The sequence below is a fragment of the Streptomyces sp. NPDC048383 genome (assembly GCF_040651775.1).
In the GTDB taxonomy this organism is placed as follows: Bacteria; Actinomycetota; Actinomycetes; order Streptomycetales; family Streptomycetaceae; genus Streptomyces.
On record NZ_JBEZKS010000012.1, the window covers coordinates 36,056 to 56,413 of the forward strand.

Annotated in this window: 20 protein-coding genes; 11 read left to right on the forward strand and 9 right to left on the reverse strand. The window is 74.3% G+C overall.

Going from position 1 to position 20,358, the window contains the following annotated elements:
* Nucleotides 1–5 precede the first annotated feature (5 nt).
* Nucleotides 6–1,001: an LLM class flavin-dependent oxidoreductase gene (locus AB0D46_RS11235; RefSeq protein WP_362877036.1), complete on the reverse strand. Its 996-nt coding sequence runs from the start codon at nt 999–1,001 to the stop codon at nt 6–8.
* Between the two features lie 149 nt (nt 1,002–1,150).
* Between AB0D46_RS11235 and AB0D46_RS11240 the strand changes: the two genes are divergently transcribed.
* On the forward strand, nt 1,151–1,645 hold the full coding sequence (locus AB0D46_RS11240) for a hypothetical protein (RefSeq protein WP_362877037.1): 495 nt from the start codon (nt 1,151–1,153) through the stop codon (nt 1,643–1,645).
* Between the two features lie 110 nt (nt 1,646–1,755).
* On the opposite strand, the gene AB0D46_RS11245 is transcribed toward AB0D46_RS11240, so the two are convergent.
* Nucleotides 1,756–1,974 (reverse strand): dodecin, encoded by a 219-nt coding sequence (locus AB0D46_RS11245; protein ID WP_362877038.1) that lies wholly within the window; start codon nt 1,972–1,974, stop codon nt 1,756–1,758.
* Between the two features lie 167 nt (nt 1,975–2,141).
* Here AB0D46_RS11245 and AB0D46_RS11250 point away from each other — a divergent pair, with 167 nt between their 5' ends.
* The 3 genes from AB0D46_RS11250 to AB0D46_RS11260 all read left to right on the forward strand — a co-directional run bounded on the left by AB0D46_RS11250 (nt 2,142) and on the right by AB0D46_RS11260 (nt 5,479).
* Nucleotides 2,142–3,398: an extracellular solute-binding protein gene (locus AB0D46_RS11250; RefSeq protein ID WP_362877039.1), complete on the forward strand. Its 1,257-nt coding sequence runs from the start codon at nt 2,142–2,144 to the stop codon at nt 3,396–3,398.
* A gap of 195 nt (nt 3,399–3,593) precedes the next feature.
* Entirely contained in the window at nt 3,594–4,370 is a 777-nt protein-coding gene (locus AB0D46_RS11255; protein WP_362877040.1) for a GNAT family N-acyltransferase, read from the forward strand.
* Nucleotides 4,367–5,479: a 1-acyl-sn-glycerol-3-phosphate acyltransferase gene (locus tag AB0D46_RS11260; RefSeq protein WP_362877041.1), complete on the forward strand. Its 1,113-nt coding sequence runs from the start codon at nt 4,367–4,369 to the stop codon at nt 5,477–5,479. Before AB0D46_RS11255 ends, AB0D46_RS11260 begins: the two co-directional genes overlap by 4 nt.
* Here the strand turns inward: AB0D46_RS11260 and egtD are convergent.
* From egtD to egtA, 4 genes are read right to left on the reverse strand one after another with little or no spacing between them, the layout of a single operon-like run.
* Nucleotides 5,362–6,336, reverse strand: a complete 975-nt coding sequence (egtD, locus tag AB0D46_RS11265) for an L-histidine N(alpha)-methyltransferase (protein ID WP_362877042.1) — start codon at nt 6,334–6,336, stop codon at nt 5,362–5,364. The two genes, AB0D46_RS11260 and egtD, sit on opposite strands and share 118 nt — an antisense overlap.
* Nucleotides 6,333–7,091: an ergothioneine biosynthesis protein EgtC gene (gene egtC / locus AB0D46_RS11270; RefSeq protein ID WP_362877043.1), complete on the reverse strand. Its 759-nt coding sequence runs from the start codon at nt 7,089–7,091 to the stop codon at nt 6,333–6,335. Before egtC ends, egtD begins: the two co-directional genes overlap by 4 nt.
* Nucleotides 7,091–8,458, reverse strand: coding sequence for an ergothioneine biosynthesis protein EgtB (egtB, locus tag AB0D46_RS11275; RefSeq protein WP_362877044.1), 1,368 nt, complete (start codon nt 8,456–8,458; stop codon nt 7,091–7,093). The genes egtC and egtB overlap by 1 nt, the downstream gene beginning before the upstream one ends.
* Nucleotides 8,455–9,783, reverse strand: coding sequence for an ergothioneine biosynthesis glutamate--cysteine ligase EgtA (gene egtA, locus AB0D46_RS11280; protein ID WP_362877045.1), 1,329 nt, complete (start codon nt 9,781–9,783; stop codon nt 8,455–8,457). Before egtA ends, egtB begins: the two co-directional genes overlap by 4 nt.
* A gap of 107 nt (nt 9,784–9,890) precedes the next feature.
* Here egtA and AB0D46_RS11285 point away from each other — a divergent pair, with 107 nt between their 5' ends.
* Nucleotides 9,891–10,724: a TIGR02452 family protein gene (locus AB0D46_RS11285; protein ID WP_362877046.1), complete on the forward strand. Its 834-nt coding sequence runs from the start codon at nt 9,891–9,893 to the stop codon at nt 10,722–10,724.
* 55 nt (nt 10,725–10,779) lie between these two features.
* On the opposite strand, the gene AB0D46_RS11290 is transcribed toward AB0D46_RS11285, so the two are convergent.
* Both AB0D46_RS11290 and AB0D46_RS11295 read right to left on the reverse strand, forming a co-directional pair.
* A complete protein-coding gene (locus AB0D46_RS11290) occupies nt 10,780–11,244 on the reverse strand; it encodes a type II toxin-antitoxin system PemK/MazF family toxin (protein WP_362877047.1) in 465 nt (154 codons plus the stop codon).
* Between the two features lie 161 nt (nt 11,245–11,405).
* Nucleotides 11,406–12,830: an amidase gene (locus AB0D46_RS11295; protein WP_362877138.1), complete on the reverse strand. Its 1,425-nt coding sequence runs from the start codon at nt 12,828–12,830 to the stop codon at nt 11,406–11,408.
* Between the two features lie 156 nt (nt 12,831–12,986).
* On the opposite strand from AB0D46_RS11295, the gene AB0D46_RS11300 reads away from it, so the two are divergent.
* The 6 genes from AB0D46_RS11300 to AB0D46_RS11325 all read left to right on the forward strand — a co-directional run bounded on the left by AB0D46_RS11300 (nt 12,987) and on the right by AB0D46_RS11325 (nt 19,962).
* Nucleotides 12,987–13,994 (forward strand): LacI family DNA-binding transcriptional regulator, encoded by a 1,008-nt coding sequence (locus tag AB0D46_RS11300; RefSeq protein ID WP_362877048.1) that lies wholly within the window; start codon nt 12,987–12,989, stop codon nt 13,992–13,994.
* A gap of 174 nt (nt 13,995–14,168) precedes the next feature.
* Nucleotides 14,169–15,368: a thiolase family protein gene (locus AB0D46_RS11305; protein ID WP_362877049.1), complete on the forward strand. Its 1,200-nt coding sequence runs from the start codon at nt 14,169–14,171 to the stop codon at nt 15,366–15,368.
* Nucleotides 15,369–15,533: 165 nt separating this feature from the next.
* Nucleotides 15,534–16,976 carry an aldehyde dehydrogenase family protein gene (locus AB0D46_RS11310; protein ID WP_362877050.1) on the forward strand — a complete coding sequence of 481 codons (1,443 nt, stop codon included), beginning with the start codon at nt 15,534–15,536 and terminating at the stop codon, nt 16,974–16,976.
* A gap of 101 nt (nt 16,977–17,077) precedes the next feature.
* Nucleotides 17,078–17,500 (forward strand): thioredoxin family protein, encoded by a 423-nt coding sequence (locus AB0D46_RS11315; protein ID WP_362877051.1) that lies wholly within the window; start codon nt 17,078–17,080, stop codon nt 17,498–17,500.
* A 43-nt stretch (nt 17,501–17,543) separates the two neighbouring features.
* Nucleotides 17,544–18,974: an NAD(P)/FAD-dependent oxidoreductase gene (locus AB0D46_RS11320; RefSeq protein WP_362877052.1), complete on the forward strand. Its 1,431-nt coding sequence runs from the start codon at nt 17,544–17,546 to the stop codon at nt 18,972–18,974.
* A 223-nt stretch (nt 18,975–19,197) separates the two neighbouring features.
* Nucleotides 19,198–19,962, forward strand: coding sequence for a metallophosphoesterase (locus tag AB0D46_RS11325; RefSeq protein WP_362877053.1), 765 nt, complete (start codon nt 19,198–19,200; stop codon nt 19,960–19,962).
* On the opposite strand, the gene AB0D46_RS11330 is transcribed toward AB0D46_RS11325, so the two are convergent.
* Entirely contained in the window at nt 19,935–20,270 is a 336-nt protein-coding gene (locus AB0D46_RS11330; RefSeq protein ID WP_362877054.1) for a DUF2087 domain-containing protein, read from the reverse strand. The genes AB0D46_RS11325 and AB0D46_RS11330 overlap by 28 nt on opposite strands.
* Nucleotides 20,271–20,358 lie beyond the last annotated feature (88 nt).

Consider the following 20,358-nt stretch of genomic DNA (forward strand, 5'->3'; position numbering starts at 1 on the left):
CCAGTTTAGAGGCCCGCGATCCGGGCCAGCCTGTCGAAGGTGTCCAGCAGGGCGGTGCGGTCGTGGGTGGAGGTGGTGACCAGCAGCTCATCGGCGCACGTCTGCTCGGCGACCAGGGCCAACTCGGCGGCGACCTGCTCCTCCGTACCGGCGATGTGCCCTACGAGGGCGCCCTCGTACAGCTCCCGCTCCTTCGGGGTCATCTCCAGCGCTTCCACCTCCTCCGCGGGCCGCAGGGGCGGGAAACTGCCCCGGGTCCGCGAATGGGCCACGGCCCACGCCTCCGGGAGCAGGACGCGCCGCGCGGCCTCCTCCGTGGCGGCGACCGCCACCGTCCCGGAGACCACGACGTACGGCTCGCCGCCAAGGGCGGACGGCCGGAACTCCTCGCGGTACCGCTCGACGGTCTCCACGAGCCGCTCCCGCCCGCGCAGGTCTCCCGCCACCATCGGCAACCCGGCCCGGGCCGCGATGCCGGCGCCCTCACCGGTGGCCAGGACGAAGGCCGGGATCCGCAGCCCTTCGGCCGGTCGGGCGTGCACCTCGGGGTGGGCCCGCTGCGTGCCGTCGATCCAGCCGAGCAGCTCGGCCAGCTGCTCCTCGAAGCGGTCGGCGTCGGTGGTGTCGCGGCCCAGGGCCCGGCGGATCCCGTTGGTGAAGCCGACGGAACGGCCGAGGCCCATGTCGATCCGACCGGGGAACAGGGCCTCCAGCACCCCGAACTGCTCGGCGACCACCAGCGGCTGGTGGTTGGGCAGCATGACCCCGCCGGTACCGACGCGGATGCGGCGGGTGGAGGCGGCCACGGCGGCGGCCAGGACGGTCGGCGCGGAGCCCGCCACCCCGGGCACGCTGTGGTGCTCCGACACCCAGAACCGGTGGTAGCCGAGCCGTTCCGCGGTGCGGGCGAGTTCCACGGTGTCGCGCAGGGCCTGCGGGGCGGGATGCCCCTCGCGGGTGCGGGACCGGTCGAGTATCGAGATTCTTCGGATCACACCCATCTCAACACCGGGCGGCGGCGAGGATTCCCCGGCCCGCGCGCCCGCCTTCCCGGCCCGCGCGCCCGCCTCCCCGGCCCCCCGGTGGCCGCGACGCCCCGGCTGCCGCGAGGGCCTCCTCGGGTGTCGTAGGGGCGGCCTAGGCTGCGGTCATGACCGAGAACGCGTCCCACCGCCCGCTGGCCGTCTTCGACCTCGACAACACCCTCGCCGACACCGCGCACCGGCAGCACTTCCTGGAGGGTCGGCCCCGGAACTGGGACGGGTTCTTCGGCGCCGCTCCGGCCGATCCGCCGCTCGCGCGCGGGGTGGCGCTGGCCGTGGAGAGCGCGACGGACTGCGAGGTCGTGTACCTGACCGGCCGGCCGGAACGCTGCCGGGCCGACACCGTCGCCTGGCTGGCCCGACACGGGCTGCCCGAGGGCCGGTTGTGGATGCGCGGGAACCAGGACCGCCGCCCGGCGCGGCAGACCAAGCTGGAGGTGCTGAAGCGGATCGCGCGCGGCCGCGAGGTGCGGATGCTGGTCGATGACGACGAGCTGGTCTGCCAGGCGGCCCGCGCCGCCGGGTTCCGGGTCGTCCTCGCGAACTGGGCGGCGGACGCGCCGGAGCTGAAGGCCGCCCAGGAGGGCGAGGGCCGCACCTGAGCGGGCCGGGGTACCGCCGCGTACCCCCCGGCCCGTACCTGAGCGGCCCGCCAGGCTCCGGCGTACGGCCGCCCGCGGGCCCGCTCCTCAGCCCAGCCCCCCGCGCGCGCTCACGCCTCCTCGTCGTCGAGGCGGAAGCCGACCTTCAGGCCGACCTGGTAGTGCGCCACCTCGCCGTTCTCGATGTGCCCGCGCATCTGCGTGACCTCGAACCAGTCGAGGTTGCGCAGCGTCCGGCCCGCGCGCGAGACGCCGTTCCGGATGGCCTGATCGATGCCCTCGGTGGAGGTGCCGACGATTTCGGTCACCCGGTAGGTGTGGTTGGACATGGATTCTCCCGCCGGTCGTCGTGATGCCTTGTTCCAAGGTGCCCCAGTACGGGCAGGTCCGCGAACTTTGCGTGAACAATCCCGGGTGAAAGGCCCTTGACCCACCCATTGGTCTATGCCAATTTCAAGCCATCTGAGAACAATCCCCAGAAGGTGACCCCTTGAAGATGCGCTTCCTTGCCGTGTGCACGGCCCTCGCGGCCGCGACCGCCCTCACCGGCTGCAGTCTGGTGGGAGGGTCGGCCGAAGGGTCCGAGAAGGTGACGCTCTGGCTGATGAAGGGCAGCGCCTCGGAGGACTTCATCGCGAAGTTCACCGCCGATTTCGAGAAGGGGCACCCCGGCGTCGACCTGGAAGTGAAGATCCAGGAGTGGACCGGGATCGGCGAGAAGGTCAACGCCGTGCTCGCCGGCAAGGGCAAGGAGAGCGCCGACGTCATCGAGGTCGGCAACACCCAGGTCGCCCAGTACGTCGAGACCGGCGGCCTCTCCGAGGTGACCCTGGAAGGCCTGCGCGCATGGGGCAGCAAGGACTGGCTCAAGGGCCTTTCCGACCCCGGCAGCGTCAACGGCGCCCAGTACGGGGTGCCCTGGTACGCGGCGAACCGGGTGGTGATCTACCACAAGGACCTCTTCGCGACCGCCGGGATCAAGACCACCCCCAAGAACCGCCAGGAGTGGATCTCCGCCACCCAGAAGCTCGACAAGGGCGACCAGCAGGGCATCTACCTGCCCGGTCAGAACTGGTACGTCCTCGCCGGGTTCATCTGGGACGAGGGCGGCGAGCTCGCCGTCGAGACCAGCGGCCAGTGGATCGGCGCCCTCGACGACGAGAAGGCGCTGGCCGGGATGGAGTTCTACAAGGAGCTCCAAGGGCTCGGCGACGGTCCCAAGGACGCCGACGAGGAGACGCCCCCGCAGTCCGACGTCTTCGCCCGCGGCCAGGTGGCCCAGATCATCGGCCCGCCCGGTCAGGCCGCCCGGATCGAAGCCGCCAACCCGGAGCTCAAGGGCAAGCTCGGCTTCTTCCCGATACCCGGCAAGACCTCGGACAAGGCCGGCGCGGTCCTCACCGGCGGATCCGACCTGATCATCCCGGAGCGGACGAAGAACCGCACCCGCGCCGTGGACCTGATCACCGCCCTGGTCAGCGAGAAGTGGCAGACCGAGCTCGCCCGCAGCATGAGCTACGTACCGAACAAGACCACCCTCGCGCACCTCGTCGACGGCAACGAGGGCGCCGCGAACATGGCCCCCGGCGCCGCCCAGGGCCGGGCCACCCCCAAGTCCGCCCGATGGGCCGAGCTGGAGGCCAAGAACCCGATCAAGCCGTACATGACGGCCGTGCTCACCGGCCAGGACCCCAAGGAGGCGGCGAGGAACGCCTCCGACACGATCAGCCAGGTGCTCAGCTCCGACCGCTGAGCCCCGGCCGGGCGCTCCGGCCGAGCCCTCCCGCCGAGCCTTGCCGTCGCTCACCGTCGTCGAGCGCCGAGTTCAGCGTCCGCACATCCAAGGGCCGCTGAGCGGTCATGTCGAATCCAGCCGGTCACGGAAGAAGTAGAGGAGCCGGGTCCGCCACCTGCGGCCCGGCACCCCGTGCCCGGATCAGGAGCAGCCATGACCATCGCCCCCCTGTCCCCGTCCCCCCTCGCACCCACCGCCGGCGCCCCGCGCTACACCGTCCGCCTCGCCCGCGACGAGGACGAGGTGCGCGCCGCCCAGCGGCTGCGCCACCTGGTCTTCGCCGGAGAGCTCGGCGCCCGCCTGGACGGGCCCGAGCCCGGCCTGGACTCCGACGCCTTCGATGCCCACTGCGACCACCTCCTCGTCGTCGACGAGGAGACCGAGCAGGTCGTCGGCACCTACCGGATGCTGCCCCCGGAACGCGCCGCCGTCGCGGGTCGCCTCTACTCCGAGGGCGAGTTCGACCTCTCGGCGCTCGCCCCGATCCGCCCCGACCTGGTCGAGGTCGGCCGGTCCTGCGTCCACCCCGACCACCGCAACGGCGCCGTCATCGCCCTCGTCTGGGCCGGCCTCGCCCGCTACATGGACCGCGCCGGCCACAACTGGCTCGCCGGCTGCTGCTCGGTCCCGCTCGCCGACGGCGGGGTCCTGGCCGCCGCGACCCGGGAGACCGTCCTGGCCCGCAACCTCGCCCCCGAGGAGTACCGGGTCACTCCGCACCTGCCCTGGACCCCCGACGGCATCACCGCCCCCGGCCGGATGGAACTGCCGCCGCTGCTGCGCGGCTACCTCCGCCTCGGCGCCTGGGTCTGCGGCGAGCCGGCCCTCGACACCCACTTCGGCTGCGCCGACCTGTACGTCCTGCTCTCCCTGCGCCGGACCAACCCGCGCTACCTGAACCACTTCCTCTCGCTCGCCCCGGGCGCATGAGCGTCTGGCTGCCCACCGGGCCCTGTACCCCCGCTGCCTGCGCCGCCCACACCGGGCGGGCCGCGGGCGTCCCGCGCGCGGTGCTGCGGCTGGCCGCCGCCCTGGCCCTGCTGTTGCTCGCCGTCCTGACCGCCCCGCCGGTACGGCTGCTCCCGGCCCGCTCCCGCCACGCCCTGGTCCGCGCCTGGGCGACCGTCCTGCTCCGGTCCCTCGGCGTACGGATCACCGTGCACGGGGCTCCGGGGCCGGACGGGGGCCGGTTGATCGTCGCCAACCACATCTCCTGGCTGGACGTCCCGCTCGTCGCCGCCGTCCTGCCCTCGCGGATGCTCGCCAAGAGCGACATCCGCGGCTGGCCGGTCGTCGGCGGGCTCGCCGCCCGGGCCGGCACCCTGTTCATCGAACGCGACCGGATCCGGGCCCTGCCCGCCACCGTCGACACCCTCACCCGGGTCCTGCTGGCAGGGAACCGGGTCACCGTCTTTCCCGAGGGCTCCACCTGGTGCGGGCGTGCCCACGGCCCGTTCCGGCGGGCCGCGTTCCAGTCGGCGCTGGACGCGCGGGTTCCCGTACATCCCGTACGGATCGGGTACCGGCTGCCGGACGGGGAGCTCGCCGGGGCGCCCGCCTTCGTCGGGGACGACCCGCTGACCGCCTCCCTCTGGCGGATCGCCCGGGCCCGCGGCGTACGGGCCGAGTTGTGGTTGCTGCCGCGGATCCCGGCGGGCCGGTACGCCGACCGGCGGGACCTCGCCGCGGCCGCCCGCCTCGCCGTGCTCGCCGGTACGGAGCGGCCGGCCGCGGCGCCCGTCCTCGCGGACGCGCCGGTTCCGCGAGCGGTCCCGGCGGAGCGGCCGGCCCCGAGGCCCCTCCCGCAGGACCTGGCCCCGGCGCCGGAGTCCGTGCCCCCCGCCCGGCCGCCGCTGCCCGCGATCCCCGCGCAGCCGCGGCCGGCCGGCCGCTCACCCGGCCGACCGTCCCACCGGACGGATCAGCCCGCGATGCCGTCCGCCACCGACAGGGACAGCGCGAAACGTCCCTCCGCGTCCGTCCACCACTGTGTCAACTCAAGCCCCGCCGCCGCGAGTTCCCTGCGCACCCCCTCCTGACGGAACTTCGCCGACACCTCCGTCAGGATCTCCTCGCCCGCCTCGAACGGCACCACCAGGTCCAGGGCCCGGATCTTCACCGTCACCGCCGACCGGGCGCGCAGCCGCATCTCGATCCACTCCTGCTCCCGGTTCCACACCGCCACGTGCGTGAAGTCGGCGGTGTGGAAGTCCGCGCCCAACTCCCGGTCGATGACGGCCAGTACGTTCTTGTTGAACTCGGCCGTCACCCCTCGGGCGTCGTCGTACGCCGCCACCAGCGTGGCCTCGTCCTTCACCAGGTCCGTTCCCATCAGCAGCGCGTCCCCGGGCGACAGCATCGCCCGGACGGACGCCAGGAACGCGGCCCGCTCCGGCGGCCGCAGGTTCCCGACGGTCCCGCCGAGGAACACCACCAGCCGCGGGCCCGGCGACTGCGGCAGCCGCAGCGGCTGCGTGAAGTCCGCCAACAGCGCGTGCACGTCCAGCCCCGGATGCTCGGCCAGCAGGGCCTCGGCCGCCCCGGTCAGCGCGCTCTCGCTCACGTCCACCGGGACGTACGTCCGCAGCGCGGGCATCGCCTCGATCAGGTGCCGGGTCTTCTCCGAGGAACCGGAACCCAGCTCCACCAGGGTGCGCGCCCCGCTCACCGACGCGATCTCCTGGGCCCGCTCCAACAGGATCTCCCGCTCCGCGCGCGTCGGGTAGTACTCGGGCAGGCGGGTGATCTCCTCGAAGAGCTCACTGCCCCGGGTGTCGTAGAACCACTTGGGCGGCAGCTCCTTGGGGGAGGCGGTCAACCCCCGCAGGACGTCCGTGCGTAGCGCCGTCTCGGCGGCGTTCTCGTCGAGGGTCCGGGTCAACTGGAAGTCGCTCACGGGGTGGTCTCCTTGAGTGGGGTCAGGGCGACCCTCGTACGGGTGGCGGTCAACAGGGTCCGGTCGGGCACTTCGCACCACCGGGGATCGTCGTCGTACGGTTCCGACGCCACGACGGCGCGGCCGCCCGGCGGATCGGAGAGGTACCAGAGGGAGTCGCCCCAAGCGGTCGCCGCGATGGCCGCGCCGTCGGTCAGCAGCAGGTTCAGCCGGGAGCCCGGAGCGGCCGAGGACACCTCGCGCACCGCCTCGGCGAGTGCCGTGCCCAGGTCGTCGCCCTGCCGCAGCCGGCGCAGGACCAGCGCCCACACCAGGGCCGAATCGGTGCGGGCGGCCAGCTGGAGCAGCTCCCGGGGCGGCAGCGCCGCGGCGAGCCCGGCCACGGAGTCGGGATGGTCGCGGACGGCTCCGTTGTGGCTGAACAGCCAGGGCCCCGAGGCGAACGGCGCCGCCGCGGCCTCCCCGTCCGCGCCCGGGAGCGTGGCGTCGCGTACGGCGGCCAGTACCGCACCGCTGCGCACGACGCGGGCCAGGTCGGTGAAGGTCAGGTCGCCCCAGACGGGCCCGGCCCGCCGGTAGCGCGCCGGCACGGGGTCGCCCGGCGCGTACCAGCCGACGCCGAACCCGTCGGCGTTGACCGTGCCGTACCGCTGGCGGCGCGGCGCCCAGGACTGCCGTACGAGGGAGTGCTCGGGCTCGTCGAGGAGCCGACCCAGAGCCACCTCCGGCCCCAGGTAGGCGAGGTGACGGCACATCAGGCGTCCCTCGCGGTCCGGAAGCCGGAGAAGATCTGCCGCCGGACCGGCAGGTCCCAGTTGCGGAAGGTGCCCCGGCAGGCGACCGCGTCCACGGCGAAGGAACCGCCGCGCAGCACCTTGTGCTCCGGGCCGAAGAACACCTCGGAGTACTCCCGGTAGGGGAAGGCGCTGAAGCCGGGGTACGGCATGAAGTCCGAGGCGGTCCACTCCCACACGTCGCCGATCAGCTGGCGCACCCCCAGCGGGGACTCGCCGGCCGGATAGGCGCCCGCCGGGGCCGGTCGGAGGTGGCGCTGGCCCAGGTTGGCGTGCGCGGGCGTCGGATCGGCGTCGCCCCACGGATAGCGGCGGGTCCGCCCGTCGGCCGGGTCGTGGCGGGCCGCCTTCTCCCACTCCGCCTCGGTGGGCAGCCGACGCCCCGCCCAGCGGGCGTACGCGTCCGCCTCGTACCAACTGACGTGCAGCACCGGCTCGTCGGCGGGTACGGGCTCGGTCACCCCGAACCGGCGGCGCAGCCACTGGTCGCCTTCCCGGTGCCAGAACAGCGGCGCCACGATGGCGTGGGCGCGGATCTGCTCCCAGCCCTCGGGCGCCCACCAGCGGGGCTCCCGGTAGCCGCCGTCCGCGATGAAGGCCTGGTACGCGGCGTTGGTCACCGGAGTCGTGTCGATCAGGAACGCCGCGACGTCGCGGACGTGCGCGGGCCGCTCGTTGTCCAGCGACCAGGGCTCCGTGGAGGTCCCCATCGTGAACGGCCCCGCCGGTACGAGGACTTCGGCCGCGCCCGGGGGCTGGCCTTGCGGGGGGTCCGGCTCCGGGGCGGTCAACACCGGTGCGCCCGCCCTGAGCTGATGAGTGATCAACATGGTTTCGTCGTGCTGCTGCTCGTGCTGGGCGATCATCCCGAAGACGTAGCCGTCGGTCAGCAGCCCGGTGCCCTCCAACGGGACGCTCTCCAGCAGGTCGAAGACCCGGCCCCGCACCTCGGCCGCGTACCGGCGGGCCTCCGCCGGGCCGAGCAGCGGCAGCTTCGGCCGTTCGGAGCGGGGGTGCTCGAAGGCGTCGTACAGCGGGTCGATCTCCGGGCGCAGGGACTCGCGCCCGGCCACGTGGCGCAGCAGCCAGAGTTCCTCCATGTTCCCGATGTGCGCCAGGTCCCACACGAGCGGCGACATCAGGGGGGAGTGCTGGGCGGTCAGGTCCCGGTCGTCCACCGGGTCCGTCAGCGCGGCGGTGCGCGCCCGCGCGGCGGTCAGGGCGGCCACGGCGCGTGCGCGCAGGGCCTCGGGGTCGGCGCTCCCGGGCGGGCGGTCGGCGCTCCGGCCCGGACGGTCGGCGCTCCGGTGCGGGCTGTCGATGCTCATGTGCGGTGTCCCTTCCCGGCGGGCTGCCACAGGTCGTCCTCCTCGGCTTCGTCGGCCGGACAGCGACCGCGCAGGACGTAGCGCTCGGTGAAGGCACCGACCGTGTCGCGTACGTGCGTGCTCGCACCGAGGCGCGGCAGCGCCTCGCGGGCCGCCAGGAAGCACGCGGCCGCGGCCGACCGCAGCTCGGGGTCGGCGAGCCCCTCCCGGGCGGCGGTGCGCCAGAGCGGATTGCGCGGGGCGGCCCGGCCGCCGTAGGCGTCGGCCAGCGACTTGGACACCCGGTACGCGGTCTCGGCGGCCTCCGGGTCGTCGAAGAGCGCGTGCACGACGGCGGCGGGCACCAGCCAGCCGTCCGTTCCGGGCTGCGCGTCGATCATCCGCAGCTCCAGGTGGCCGCGGGGCCGGACCGGCGGGAAGAGGGTGCTGAGGTGATACTCCAGGTCCAGCGCGGTGGGCGGACGCAGTCCGCCGGGGTGGGCGTCCGCGGGCACGTTGCCGCGCAGCCACTCGCGGAAGGTCAGCCCGCTCGGCACCGGCCACGGCCCGTCGCCCTCGGACCGTACGCACATCACCCCGGTGTCCAGGGCGTGCCGGGTCCAGCCGGTCCGCGGTTCGGCGTCCAGTGGCGGTGCCAGGGAGCGCCGCGTGTCGAGGTCGTTCCAGATGCCCTGCCGGGCGCACCGCCAGCCCCGGTACGGGCCCTCGCGCGCCGGCGAGTTGGCGAACGCGGCGACCAGCACCGCGCCCAGCAGGTGGGCCAGCCGCCAGCGGCGGCCGTAGCCGAGCGGGCCCGGCTCCTCGTGACCGGCGTCCACGCAGACCTGGACGGAGGCGGAGGAGCGCATCATGGCCCGGCCGGCCGGGCCCGTACGGTCGAGGTAGGTCTCCATCGCGTCGTAGCGCGGGCTGTTCAGCAGCCGCCGCAAGGGGCGGCGCGGGTCCTGGCCGACGCCCCGCAGGGCCAGTCCCTGGGCGGCCAGGGCGGCGCGTACGGCGGTGAGGTCTTCCTGGAGGTCGTCCACGCACGCGGTGAGGGAGGCGGCGGGCTCCGAGCTGAGCTCCAGCTGCCCGCCGGGCTCGACGGTGATCCGTGAGTGCAGCGGCAGGGCGTAGGCGGCCTCGTGGGCGGCCGCCAGTCGTTCGGGCGGCAGTGGCAGCCAAGGTCGTTCGGCGTCCAGCACGAGCCATTCCAGCTCGGTGCCGATCAGTCGGGGCGGTCCGGTCTTGAAGCATATGCCGTGCACCAGGTGCTCCGCGGCCGGCTCCGTGAGGGGGGCGTGATCGAAGTCCTGGGCGAACGGATCGGGCGGGATTTCCGGCATCACCGTTTCCTCGTCTCCTGTCGTCGGCCTTGATGTCACCCGTGCCTACCCGTCCTCGGGACACAAATTCCTTTGCTTTGCCCCGGGCGGGGCCCGAAGCTTGCGGCGTGAGCAGATTGCGCGAAATCGCGCGGGAGAACGCGCAGATCGTGACGGCCGGCGGGTACCGGACGCGGTCCGGGCGGCAGATTTCCCTTGCCGCCGCCGTGGCGGAAGCCAAGGCGGGAACCACGATATACGGACCGAATCGGGTCATTCCAGACGAACAGTCCGTCAGTGGGGGAGCCCGGACGGTCATCGAGGTGACAGGGGAGAGCAGTACGGTCGCCGCCCGCCGGCTCGCCGCCGACGACGCGGAGGCCGCTTCGACGGCGGTCCTGAACTTCGCCTCGGCCCGCAATCCCGGGGGCGGCTACGTGCGCGGGGCCAAGGCCCAGGAGGAGGCGCTGTGCCGCGCCTCGGCGCTCTACGAGACCCTGCTGGAGGCCCGCGCGTACTACGAGGTCCACCGCGCGACCGAGAGCACCTTCTACACCGACCGGGTGATTCACTCGCCCGGCGTGCCCGTCTTCCGCGATGACCGGGCCGCACTGCTGGAGACGCCCTTCCGGGCGGGCTTCCTCACCTCCCCGGCGCCGAACGCGGGCACGATCCGCCGACAGGAACCGGAACGCGTCGCCGAGATCCTGGCGGTCCTGGCCCGGCGGGCGGAACTGGTCCTGGAGGTCGCCGTGCTGCACGGCTACCGGCGCCTGGTCCTCGGGGCCTGGGGCTGCGGGGTCTTCCGGAACGACCCGGCGCAGGTCGCGGAGGCCTTCCGGGCCCTGCTGACCGGACGCTTCACCGGGACGTTCGAGCACGTCGTGTTCGGCGTGCTCGACCGCGACCCGGCCCCGCGCGAAGCCTTCGCCCGCGCCTTCGGAACACCGCTGACGGGCTGACCGCAGGGTCCCCGGCGAAGGGCCGCGGTGGCAGGGCCCCGGGGTGGGGGCGCCGTCACTGCCAGCCGTAGAGCTCCCGCAGGCGGTCCACGACCAGCTCGAACCGTCCCCGGTCCAGCGCGCACGCCTCGCGCCGCATCCCCGACTCGTGGACCCGCAGCACCCGGTCCAGGCCCACCCAGGACTCCCGCCCGGCCGAGTCCCACGGCCCCGAGCCGATCGGCACCCACTCCCCGTCGGCGTCGTGCCGCTTGCTCGACAGCTGGACGGCGAGCAGCGTCCGCCCACCCGCCTCCCGGGCCACGACCAGGACGGGGCGGTCCTTGCCCCGGCCGTCGTTCTCCTCGTACGGAACCCAGGTCCAGACGATCTCCCCCGGGTCCGGATCCCCGTCCCTGTCGGGCGCGTACTCGGTGCGCACCGGCCCGGTGGCACACGGATCCGCCTCCGTGGTGGCGGTGACCCCGTCCCGGCCGGGCTGCTCGACGTGACTGTTGCCGTGATGCGAAAGTGCCGTCATTCGGGCGAGATTACTGGCCCCGGGACCCCGAACGGGAACACGTCCGGTCCGTCACCGCCGCGACGCGCGGACGCGGGCCCGGACGGCGCCGCGCTCGCGCCCCGCCCGTCCCTCCGACGGGCGCCGGGCCGGGGCCGCCGCGTCGGACCCCGACCCGTGGCTCAGCGGGCGGGCCAGTGCGCCGACCAGTCCTCCGCCGCCTCCAACTGTGCCGCCAACGACAGCAACCGGGGCTCCGCGTCCGCCGGCCCCAACAACTGGGCCCCGAGCGGCAGGCCGTCCGGGGTGAAGCCCGCCGGGACGTTGACCCCGGGCCAGCCCAGCACGTTCCACGTCCAGGCGTACGGGCACGCCGCGATCATCGCCCGGTCCGTGGCCATGGCCCCCAGGCCCGCCAGGGCGCCGATCCGCAGCGGGGGAGTGGCCGTGGTCGGCGTGAGCACCACGTCGAAGCGGCCGAACATCTCCCCGACCCGGCGGCGCAGCGCCGGCTCGGCCCACCGGGAGACCCGCAGCGCGGGCCCGCCCAACAGGCGCCCCGTACGCATCGCCCCGTGCGTCCGCGGATCCAGCAGCGCGGGATCGGGCACCCGGGCCGCCAGCTCCCGTACTCCAACGGTCGCGCGGGGTACGAAGGTCAGCCCGATGAGGCCGTAGCGGGGATCCTCCGGGACCACCTCGTGGCCCAGCGCCTCCAGCCGTCCGGCCAGCCGCTCCACCGCCGAACGCACCACGGGATCAAGGGCCTTGGGTGTCGCGGTGAAGGCCGTCCGGTAGGACAGCGCGATCCGCAGCCGCCCCGGCGAACGCAGCACGGCCTCCGCCGCGGGGATGCGGGCGGGCCGGTGCAGGTCGCCCGGATCGGAGCCGCTCGCCGCGTCCAGCAGCAGCGCGGCGTCCGCGACCGTACGGGCCAGCACGCCGTTGACGGTCAACCCGTGGAAGGACTCGGGCGCGGGCCAGGTGGAGATCCGCCCGCGCTGCGGCTTCACCCCGACGAGATGGGTCCAGGCCGCCGGGATCCGTACCGAACCCGCCCCGTCCGAACCGAGCGCGGCCGGCACCAGCCCCGCGGCCACGGCCGCCGCGGAGCCGCCCGAGGAGCCGCCGGGGGTGTGGTCCGGGTTCCAGGGGTTGCGCGTCGCCCCGAAGGCGTGGCCCTCGGTGAACGGCCATTGCCCCAACTCCGGCGTCTGCGTCTTGCCGACGATCACGGCCCCCGACGCGCGCAGCCGACGGACCGCCTCGCTGTCGGTGCGCTGCGCCGGGAAGTCCCCCGCGCAGCCGAACGCGGTCGGCTCGCCCGCCAGGTCCATGTCGTCCTTGATCGCCAGCGGCACACCCAACAGCGGCAGTCGCTCCCCCCGGGCGAGGCGCCGGTCCGCGGCGTCCGCCTCGGCGAGCGCGGCCTCGGCGCGCACGAGGCGGAAGGCGTTGAGCGAGGGCTGCGCGGCCGCGATCCGGGCCAGACATCCCTCGACCAACTCGCGTGAGGTGACGGAACCCCGGGCGAGCGCGGTCGCCATGTCCCGCAGTCCCGGTGCCCCGCGAGCCCCCGGCGGTCGCGACGTTTCCGGCGACCCCACCACGTCCAACGAACCCGCCACCGGACCTCCCCTACCCGTCGGTAGCAGGACGGTAGCGGGCAGGACGGCCGCTCGGACACCCCCGGGCGCGCCCGCATTCGGTTCAGGCCATCCGCCGGCCCCCGGGCGCAACAGGTCTGGAAGGATGCGACGGCAATGTCTCAGTCATCGAAATCGCCGAACGTGCCGACCAGCGCGGACGTCGCCCGCCTCGCGGGCGTGTCGCGCGCGACGGTCTCGTACGTGCTCAACAACGCGGCGGCCGTGCGGATCAGCGAACCGACCCGCCGCAAGGTCCGGGAGGCCGCCGAGGAACTCGGCTACGTCCCGCACGCCGCCGCGCGCAGCCTGCGGGCCGGGCACACCCGGATCGTCCTGCTGCCCACCTCCCACGTGCCGGTCGGCCCGCTCTACAGCGCCTTCCTCAACGAGCTGCAATGGGCCCTGCGCCGCTTGGACTACACCGTGGTCCAGTACGGCAGCCTCGGCCTGAACGGGGACGAGGCCGCCCGCGCCTGGGCCGAGCTGCGGCCGGTCGCCGTGATCTCCCTCGGGGAGATCGCCCTGTCGCCGCACGACGTCGCCACCCTCAAGCGGGCCGGCGCGCGCGCCGTCATCACCCTGGGGCCCGCCGGCGTGCCCGGCGCGCACGGGCTCGTCATGGACCAGGCCGAGATCGGCGCCCGGGCCGCCGCCCACCTCGTGCAGCGCGGCCGGCGCCGGATCGGCGTGGTCGTCCCCCGGGAGGCGGGGCTGGAGCTGTTCTCCGGACCCCGCCTGGTCGGGGCCCGCTCCGTCGCGGGCGCGGAGGTGGTCCAGGAGGTTGCGCTGGCCCACACCGAGGAGTCGGCGGCGGAACTCGCCGCCCGCTGGCCCTCGCTCGACCTCGACGCCGTCTTCGCGTACAACGACGAGTACGCGATGCTGCTGATGCGCGCCCTCCAGGACGCGGGCCTGCGGATCCCCGAGGACGTGGCGGTCATGGGGGCCGACGACCTGCTCATCGGCCGGTTGCTGCGGCCCCGGCTGAGCACCGTCCGCCTGGAGATGCCGAGCGGGGACCACCTGGCGTCCCTGGTGGACCGGGCCGTGCGCGAACCCTCGGAGATCACCGAACGGCACGACCTGATGGCGGCCCTGGTGGTACCCCGCGAGTCGACCTGAGGCTCCGGCGGACCCGCCCGGCGCCCCGCCGGCTTCCGGACGGCCGTTGACAGGCGGCGACGGTCGGACGGAAACTGCGGGCGCGCCCCACCCGGGCGTGCCCGGCGGTGTGCCCGGCGCCGAAGCCGGCTCCGACGCGCCGCCGCCCGTACGGATCCGCCCAGGAGAGACCCCATGAGCATCCGCACCGTCCGCGACGTTTACGTCGTCGACGCCGTCCGCACCCCGATCGGCAAGTTCGGCGGGGCCCTCGCCGGAATCCGGCCGGACGACCTGGCCGCCCACGTGGTCCGCGCCCTGGTGGACCGTACGCCGGAACTCGACCCGGCGCGCATCGACGACGTGGTCTTCGGCGACGCCAACGGCGCCGGTGAGGACAACCGGGACGTGGCGCGCATGGCGGTGCTGCTCGCCGGCCTGCCCGTCACCGTCCCCGGGGTCACCGTCAACCGGCTCTGCGGCTCCGGCCTGGAGGCCGTGATCCAGGCGGCCCGCGCCATCGCCCTCGGCGACGCCTCCATCGCCATCGCGGGCGGCGTCGAGTCGATGAGTCGCGCCCCCTGGGTGGTGCAGAAGCCGGAGCGGGCCTTCCCGGCCGGGCACCAGGAGATGTGGTCCACCACCCTCGGCTGGCGCATGACCAACCCCGCCATGCCCGCGCAGTGGACCGGCTCGCTCGGCGAGGGCGCCGAGTTGGTCGCCGAGAAGCACGGCATCAGCCGCGAGGCGCAGGACGCCTTCGCGCTGCGGAGCCACCACAAGGCAGCCGCGGCGTGGGCCGCCGGACTGTACGCCGACGAGGTCGTCCCGTACCCGCGGGTGGACCTCGCGCGCGACGAGTGCATCCGCGAGGGCTCCACCCCCGAGGCCCTCGCCCGACTGAAGCCCGCGTTCCGCACGGACGGCTCCGGTACGGTCACGGCCGCCAACGCCTCCCCGCTCAACGACGGGGCCGCCGCCCTGCTGCTGACGGACGAGGCCGGGCTGGCGGCGACCGGACGTGAACCGCTCGCCCGGATCAGCGCCAGTGCCGTCACCGGGATCGAGCCGCAGCTCTTCGGCCTCGGCCCGGTCGACGCGGTCGAGCGGGTCCTGGGCAAGGCCGGCCGCTCGCTGACCGACCTGACGACCGTCGAGCTGAACGAGGCCTTCGCCGCGCAGGCGTTGGGCTGCCTGGCGGCCTGGCCGGAGCTGGACCCGGACGTGGTCAACCCGCGCGGCGGGGCCATCGCCATCGGCCACCCGCTCGGTGCCTCGGGGGCCCGACTTGCCGGTTCGGTCGCCCACCAACTGGCGGCCGCCGGTTCGGGTACGGGCATGGCGGCGCTGTGCATCGGCGTCGGACAGGGCATCGCGCTCGTCCTGGAGCGGTAGCCCGACGCCACCGCGGGGGCGTCGCCGCCCGCGAGCTGTCGATCATTTCCAGACATGACAGCCCGTCAACTGCCCAATAACCGAACAGAAGTGGCGTCTCCGGTCTGGCACGATGGCGCGTGCTGCCGCCCCCCGCCCCGCACCATCGCCTTCCGGAGGCCCCGCGTGACGCCGCTCCTCGACCCGACGCTCTGGCAGGACGGACCCACCCTCACCGGCGGCACGGCCCCGGTCGTCGAACCCGCGACCGGGCGTACCCTCGCCACGCTCGACCTCGCCGCCCCGGCCGACGTGGCCGAGGCCGCCGTACGGGCCCGGGCCGCGCAGCGGGACTGGGCGCGCGCCACCCACCCGGAGCGGGCCGCCGTACTGCGCCGCGCCGGCGACCTGTTCGCCGCCCACGCCGACGAACTGCGCGAATGGCTGGTCAGGGAGTCGGGTTCCATCCCCGGCAAGGCGGACTTCGAGCTGCACGTCGCCGCCCAGGAGTGCTACGAGGCCGCCGCCCTCGCCTCCCGGCCGACGGGGCAGGTCCTGCCCAGCGAGGCCCCCCGGCTCTCCTTCACCCGCCGGGTTCCGGCAGGAGTCGTCGGGGTGGTGGCGCCCTTCAACGCCCCGCTGATCCTGTCGATCCGCTCCGTGGCGCCGGCCCTCGCGCTCGGCAACGCCGTGCTGCTCAAGCCGGACCGCCGGACCGCCGTCTGCGGCGGCCTCGCCCTGGCCGCCGTTTTCGCCGCCGCCGGACTGCCCGCCGGGCTGCTCGGCGTGCTGCCCGGCGGGGCGGAGACGGGGGCGGCCGTGGTGGCCGACCCGCGCGTGAGCGTGGTGTCCTTCACCGGCTCCACCGCGGCGGGCCGCGCGGTCGGCGAGCTGGCCGGCCGGCACCTCAAGCGCGCGCACCTGGAACTGGGCGGGAACTCGGCGCTCGTGGTCCTCGCCGACGCGGACGTCGAGGCCGCCGTCGCGCAGGCCTCCTGGGGCTCCTTCTTCCATCAGGGGCAGATCTGCATGACCGCGGGCCGGCACCTCGTCCACGCCTCGCTCTACGACGAGTACGTGGAGCGGCTCGCCGCGCGGGCCGAGGCGCTGGCCGTCGGGGACCCGTACCGCGAGCCGGTGCACCTGGGGCCGCTGCTCGACGAAACCCAGCTGGAGCGGGTCCACGCGCTGGTCGAGGCCAGCATCGGGCAGGGTGCCAAACTCGTCGCCGGAGGCACCCACCGGGGCCTCTTCTACCGCCCCACCGTGCTGGCGGGGGTCGCCGACGACACACCCGCCTACGCGCAGGAGGTCTTCGGTCCGGTGGCGCCCGTACGGTCCTTCGTGACGGAGGACGAAGCCGTCGAGCTGGCCTCGGCGGGCCCCTACGGGCTCTCGCTGGGCATCATCACGCGTGACGCGGGGCACGGCATGGAGCTGGCCGATCGGATACCGACCGGCATCGCGCACATCAACGACCAGACCGTGAACGACGAGGCCGTGGCCCCCTTCGGCGGGGTCGGCGCCTCCGGTACGGGCGCCCGTTTCGGCGGGGAGGCGAACCTGGACGCCTTCACCGAACTCCGCTGGACGACGGCCCGCACCAGCGCGCCCGGCCACCCGTTCTAGGAGCCCGGTCACTCGTTCGACGGATCCGGCGCGGGCGCGGAATTCGACGGGTGGGACGGTCGTTCACACAGGACACGCACCCAACAGGAAGGTCCGGACCCGTGGCTACTGTCGAGCTCACCAAGGAGAACTTCGACCGGACGGTCAGCGAGAACCCGTTCGTGCTGATCGACTTCTGGGCGGGCTGGTGCCGGCCCTGCCTGCAGTTCGCCCCGGTCTACGAGAAGGCCGCGCAGGACCATCCCGACCTGGTCTTCGCCAAGGTGGACACCGAGGCCCAGCAGGAGCTGGCCGCGGCCTTCCAGATCACCTCGATCCCGACCCTGATGATCGTCCGGGACCAGGTGGCGATCTTCTCGCAGCCCGGAGCCCTGCCGGAAGCCGCCCTGACCGACCTCATCGGGCAGGCCCGCGCCCTCGACATGGACGAGGTCAGAGCGAAGATCGCCGCCGAGGCGCAGCAGTCGGCCGGCCCGGCGGCCGGCCCGGGGCCCGAGGAAACCCCCGGCACGCCGCAGCCCTGACCTTGCCGTCCGCCGCCCGTCCGCTGCGGACACACTGGTCCCCATGACTGAAGCGATGGAATACGACGTCGTGGTGCTCGGCGGGGGACCGGCCGGGGAGAACATCGTCGACCGGACCCGGGCCGCCGGGCTGACCACGGCCCTGGTGGAGAGCGAGCTGGTCGGCGGGGAGTGCTCGTACTGGGCCTGCGTGCCGAGCAAGGCCCTGCTGCGCCCGGCGCTGGCGCGGGCCGAGGCGCGGCGGGTGCCGGGGCTGGCGGGCGCCGTGGCGGGCCCGCTCGACGCGGAGGCGGTGTTCGCGCACCGCGACTACTGGACCGGGAACTGGAACGACGACGGCCAGGTCGACTGGATCGACTCCACCGGAGCCGATCTCTACCGGGGTCACGGCCGGCTCTACGGCATCCGCAAGGTGGCCGTGACCAGTCCGGAGGGGGAGCACCACGTCCTGTCAGCCCGGCACGCGGTGGTCGTGGCCACCGGGACCCGGGCCGTGGTGCCGGAGGTCCCCGGGCTCGCCGAAGCCCGACCGTGGACCTCCCGCGAGGCCACCTCGGCGCGGGAGGTGCCGGGCCGGCTGCTGATCGTCGGCGGCTCGGTCGTGGCCACCGAGATGGCCACCGCCTGGCAGGCGCTCGGCTCCCGCGTGACCCTGCTGGTACGCGGAGACGGGCTGTTGCCCCGGATGGAGCCCTTCGCCGGGGAGATGGTCGCCGAGGCACTGCGCGAGGCCGGTGCGGTGGTCCGTACCGGGGTGGAGGTCGAGGCGGTGGAGCGCGACGGGTCGACCGGCCCCGTCACGGTGGTGTTGGCGGGCGGTGAGCGGCTGGAGGGTGACGAACTGCTCGTGGCGACCGGCCGGGCGCCGCGGACCGAGGACATCGGGTTGGACACCGTGGGCCTGACCCCCGGCGGCTGGATCGGGGTGGACGAGAGCTGCCGGGTACCCGGCAGCGACTGGCTCTACGCCGTCGGCGACGTGAACCACCGGGCGCTCCTCACCCACCAGGGCAAGTACCAGGCCCGGATCGCCGGCGCGGCCATCGCCGCCCGCGCCGCCGGGACCGGCGACATCGACACCTCCCGCTGGGGCGCCCACGCCGCCACGGCCGACACCGAGGCCGTGCCGCAGGCCGTCTTTACCGACCCGGAGGCGGCCGCCGTCGGGCTCTCCCTGGCCGAGGCGGAGCGCGCGGGATACCGGGTGCGGGCCGTCGACCACGACATGGGCAAGGTCTCGGGCGCGGGACTCTACGCCGAGGGGTACCAGGGCCGGGCCCGGATGGTGGTCGACCTCGACCGGGAGGTCCTGCTCGGAGTCACCTTCGTGGGCGCGGGCGCCGCCGAACTCGTCCACGCGGCGACCATCGCCGTGGTGGGTGAGGTGCCGATCGACCGGCTGTGGCACGCGGTTCCGGCCTTCCCGACGATCAGCGAGGTGTGGCTGCGACTGCTGGAGGCCTACCGCGGCTAGCCGGTGCGGCCGGCGGCGCCGCCCGGTCGAGGCTCGACGGGTTGAGGGAGCGGGACCGGCCACCCCGGCATCCGGGCGCGCGGCCCGCACGGCCTGAGGAGGGACGCCGCTCCCACGGGGAGGGGACGAAGGAGGCTGCGGGCGGGCCCTGTTGAATGGGCCGAGCGTAGCCTCCGGCGACCCACGACCGGAGGACGCGGCGACCGAAGGAGCAGCCGCCACCGTGATCGTGATCGCCCACCTCAGCGACGTCCACATCGACGGCGGTTCGCGCGCCGCCGACCGCACCCGCGCCGTCATGGACTACCTGGACGCCCTGCCGTACGACCTCGACGCGGTGGTGGTCAGTGGGGACATAGCCGACGCCGGTACGCCCGCCGAGTACGAGGAGGCCCGCGCCCTGCTCGTCTCCCGTCACCCGACGGTCATCTGCCCCGGCAACCACGATGAGCGCGTCGCCTTCCGCCGGGTCCTGCTGGGGGAGGAGGAGCCGTCGCGGGAGCCCGTGGACCGGGTGCTGCGCGCCGACGGGTTCGCCCTGGCCGTGTGCGATTCCTCCGTGCCCGGCGAGGACCACGGCTACCTGACGGATGCGACGCTGACCTGGTTGGACGGCGTACTCGCGGACACCCCGCACGAGGTGCCGGTCCTGGTGGCGTTCCACCACCCGCCGGTGCCGCTGCACACACCGTACGTGGACGCGATCCGGCAGTTCGGGGAGGAGCGCCTCGCGGAACTGGCGGGCCGCCATCCGCACCTGCGTGCCTTCCTGTGCGGGCACGCGCACACGGCGGCGGTGACGACCTTCGCCGGCCGACCGCTGCTGGTCGCGCCCGGCGTGGTGTCCACGATCCGGCTCCCGTGGGAGAGGGCGGCGGGGCCCGACCACCACGTCCACCTCGACGAACCGCCCGCCGTCGCCTTCCATGTGCTGGGCGACGACGGGCGGTTGACGACCCACTACCGGGTGGTCACCGGACGGCGGTAGCTGCTGCCGTCCCGGGTCCGGGTGAGCCGGCCCGAGGTGATGAGGTGGCGCCGCAGCGCCGAGCAGTCCTCGTGCACGGTGCGCAGTGCCTCGTTGACCTCGGGCTCGGTGTAGTCCCGGTCCGGCGCGAACAGGGTTTCCGTGAGGTGCGTGAGCAACTGCTCGCGCCGGGCCGCCTTGCGCGGGATCACGAGCAGCCGCCCGGCGGAGAAGAGGTCCTCCACGCCGCGCCCGTGCCGGACGGCGGGTACGGAAGCGTGGGTGGAGGCGGTTCCGGGGAAATCGAGATGCTCGGTGCTCTGTGACATGTCAGCGAGCTTCGCCTGTCCCTTCCCCCCGGAGCAACGCAATTTCCACCGCGCGGAGGGACGGGACGGCCCGGTCGGACCGAAGGAC

Coding starts and splice junctions, on each gene's coding strand:
- AB0D46_RS11235 (WP_362877036.1), bottom strand. CDS start 1,001: ATGGGTGTGATCCGAAGAATCTCGATACTCGACCGGTCCCGCACCCGC.
- AB0D46_RS11330 (WP_362877054.1), bottom strand. CDS start 20,270: ATGTCACAGAGCACCGAGCATCTCGATTTCCCCGGAACCGCCTCCACC.
- AB0D46_RS11300 (WP_362877048.1), top strand. CDS start 12,987: ATGTCTCAGTCATCGAAATCGCCGAACGTGCCGACCAGCGCGGACGTC.
- AB0D46_RS11255 (WP_362877040.1), top strand. CDS start 3,594: ATGACCATCGCCCCCCTGTCCCCGTCCCCCCTCGCACCCACCGCCGGC.
- AB0D46_RS11250 (WP_362877039.1), top strand. CDS start 2,142: ATGCGCTTCCTTGCCGTGTGCACGGCCCTCGCGGCCGCGACCGCCCTC.
- AB0D46_RS11290 (WP_362877047.1), bottom strand. CDS start 11,244: ATGACGGCACTTTCGCATCACGGCAACAGTCACGTCGAGCAGCCCGGC.
- AB0D46_RS11305 (WP_362877049.1), top strand. CDS start 14,169: ATGAGCATCCGCACCGTCCGCGACGTTTACGTCGTCGACGCCGTCCGC.
- AB0D46_RS11260 (WP_362877041.1), top strand. CDS start 4,367: ATGAGCGTCTGGCTGCCCACCGGGCCCTGTACCCCCGCTGCCTGCGCC.
- AB0D46_RS11320 (WP_362877052.1), top strand. CDS start 17,544: ATGACTGAAGCGATGGAATACGACGTCGTGGTGCTCGGCGGGGGACCG.
- AB0D46_RS11245 (WP_362877038.1), bottom strand. CDS start 1,974: ATGTCCAACCACACCTACCGGGTGACCGAAATCGTCGGCACCTCCACC.
- egtC (WP_362877043.1), bottom strand. CDS start 7,091: ATGTGCCGTCACCTCGCCTACCTGGGGCCGGAGGTGGCTCTGGGTCGG.
- egtA (WP_362877045.1), bottom strand. CDS start 9,783: ATGCCGGAAATCCCGCCCGATCCGTTCGCCCAGGACTTCGATCACGCC.
- egtB (WP_362877044.1), bottom strand. CDS start 8,458: ATGAGCATCGACAGCCCGCACCGGAGCGCCGACCGTCCGGGCCGGAGC.
- AB0D46_RS11240 (WP_362877037.1), top strand. CDS start 1,151: ATGACCGAGAACGCGTCCCACCGCCCGCTGGCCGTCTTCGACCTCGAC.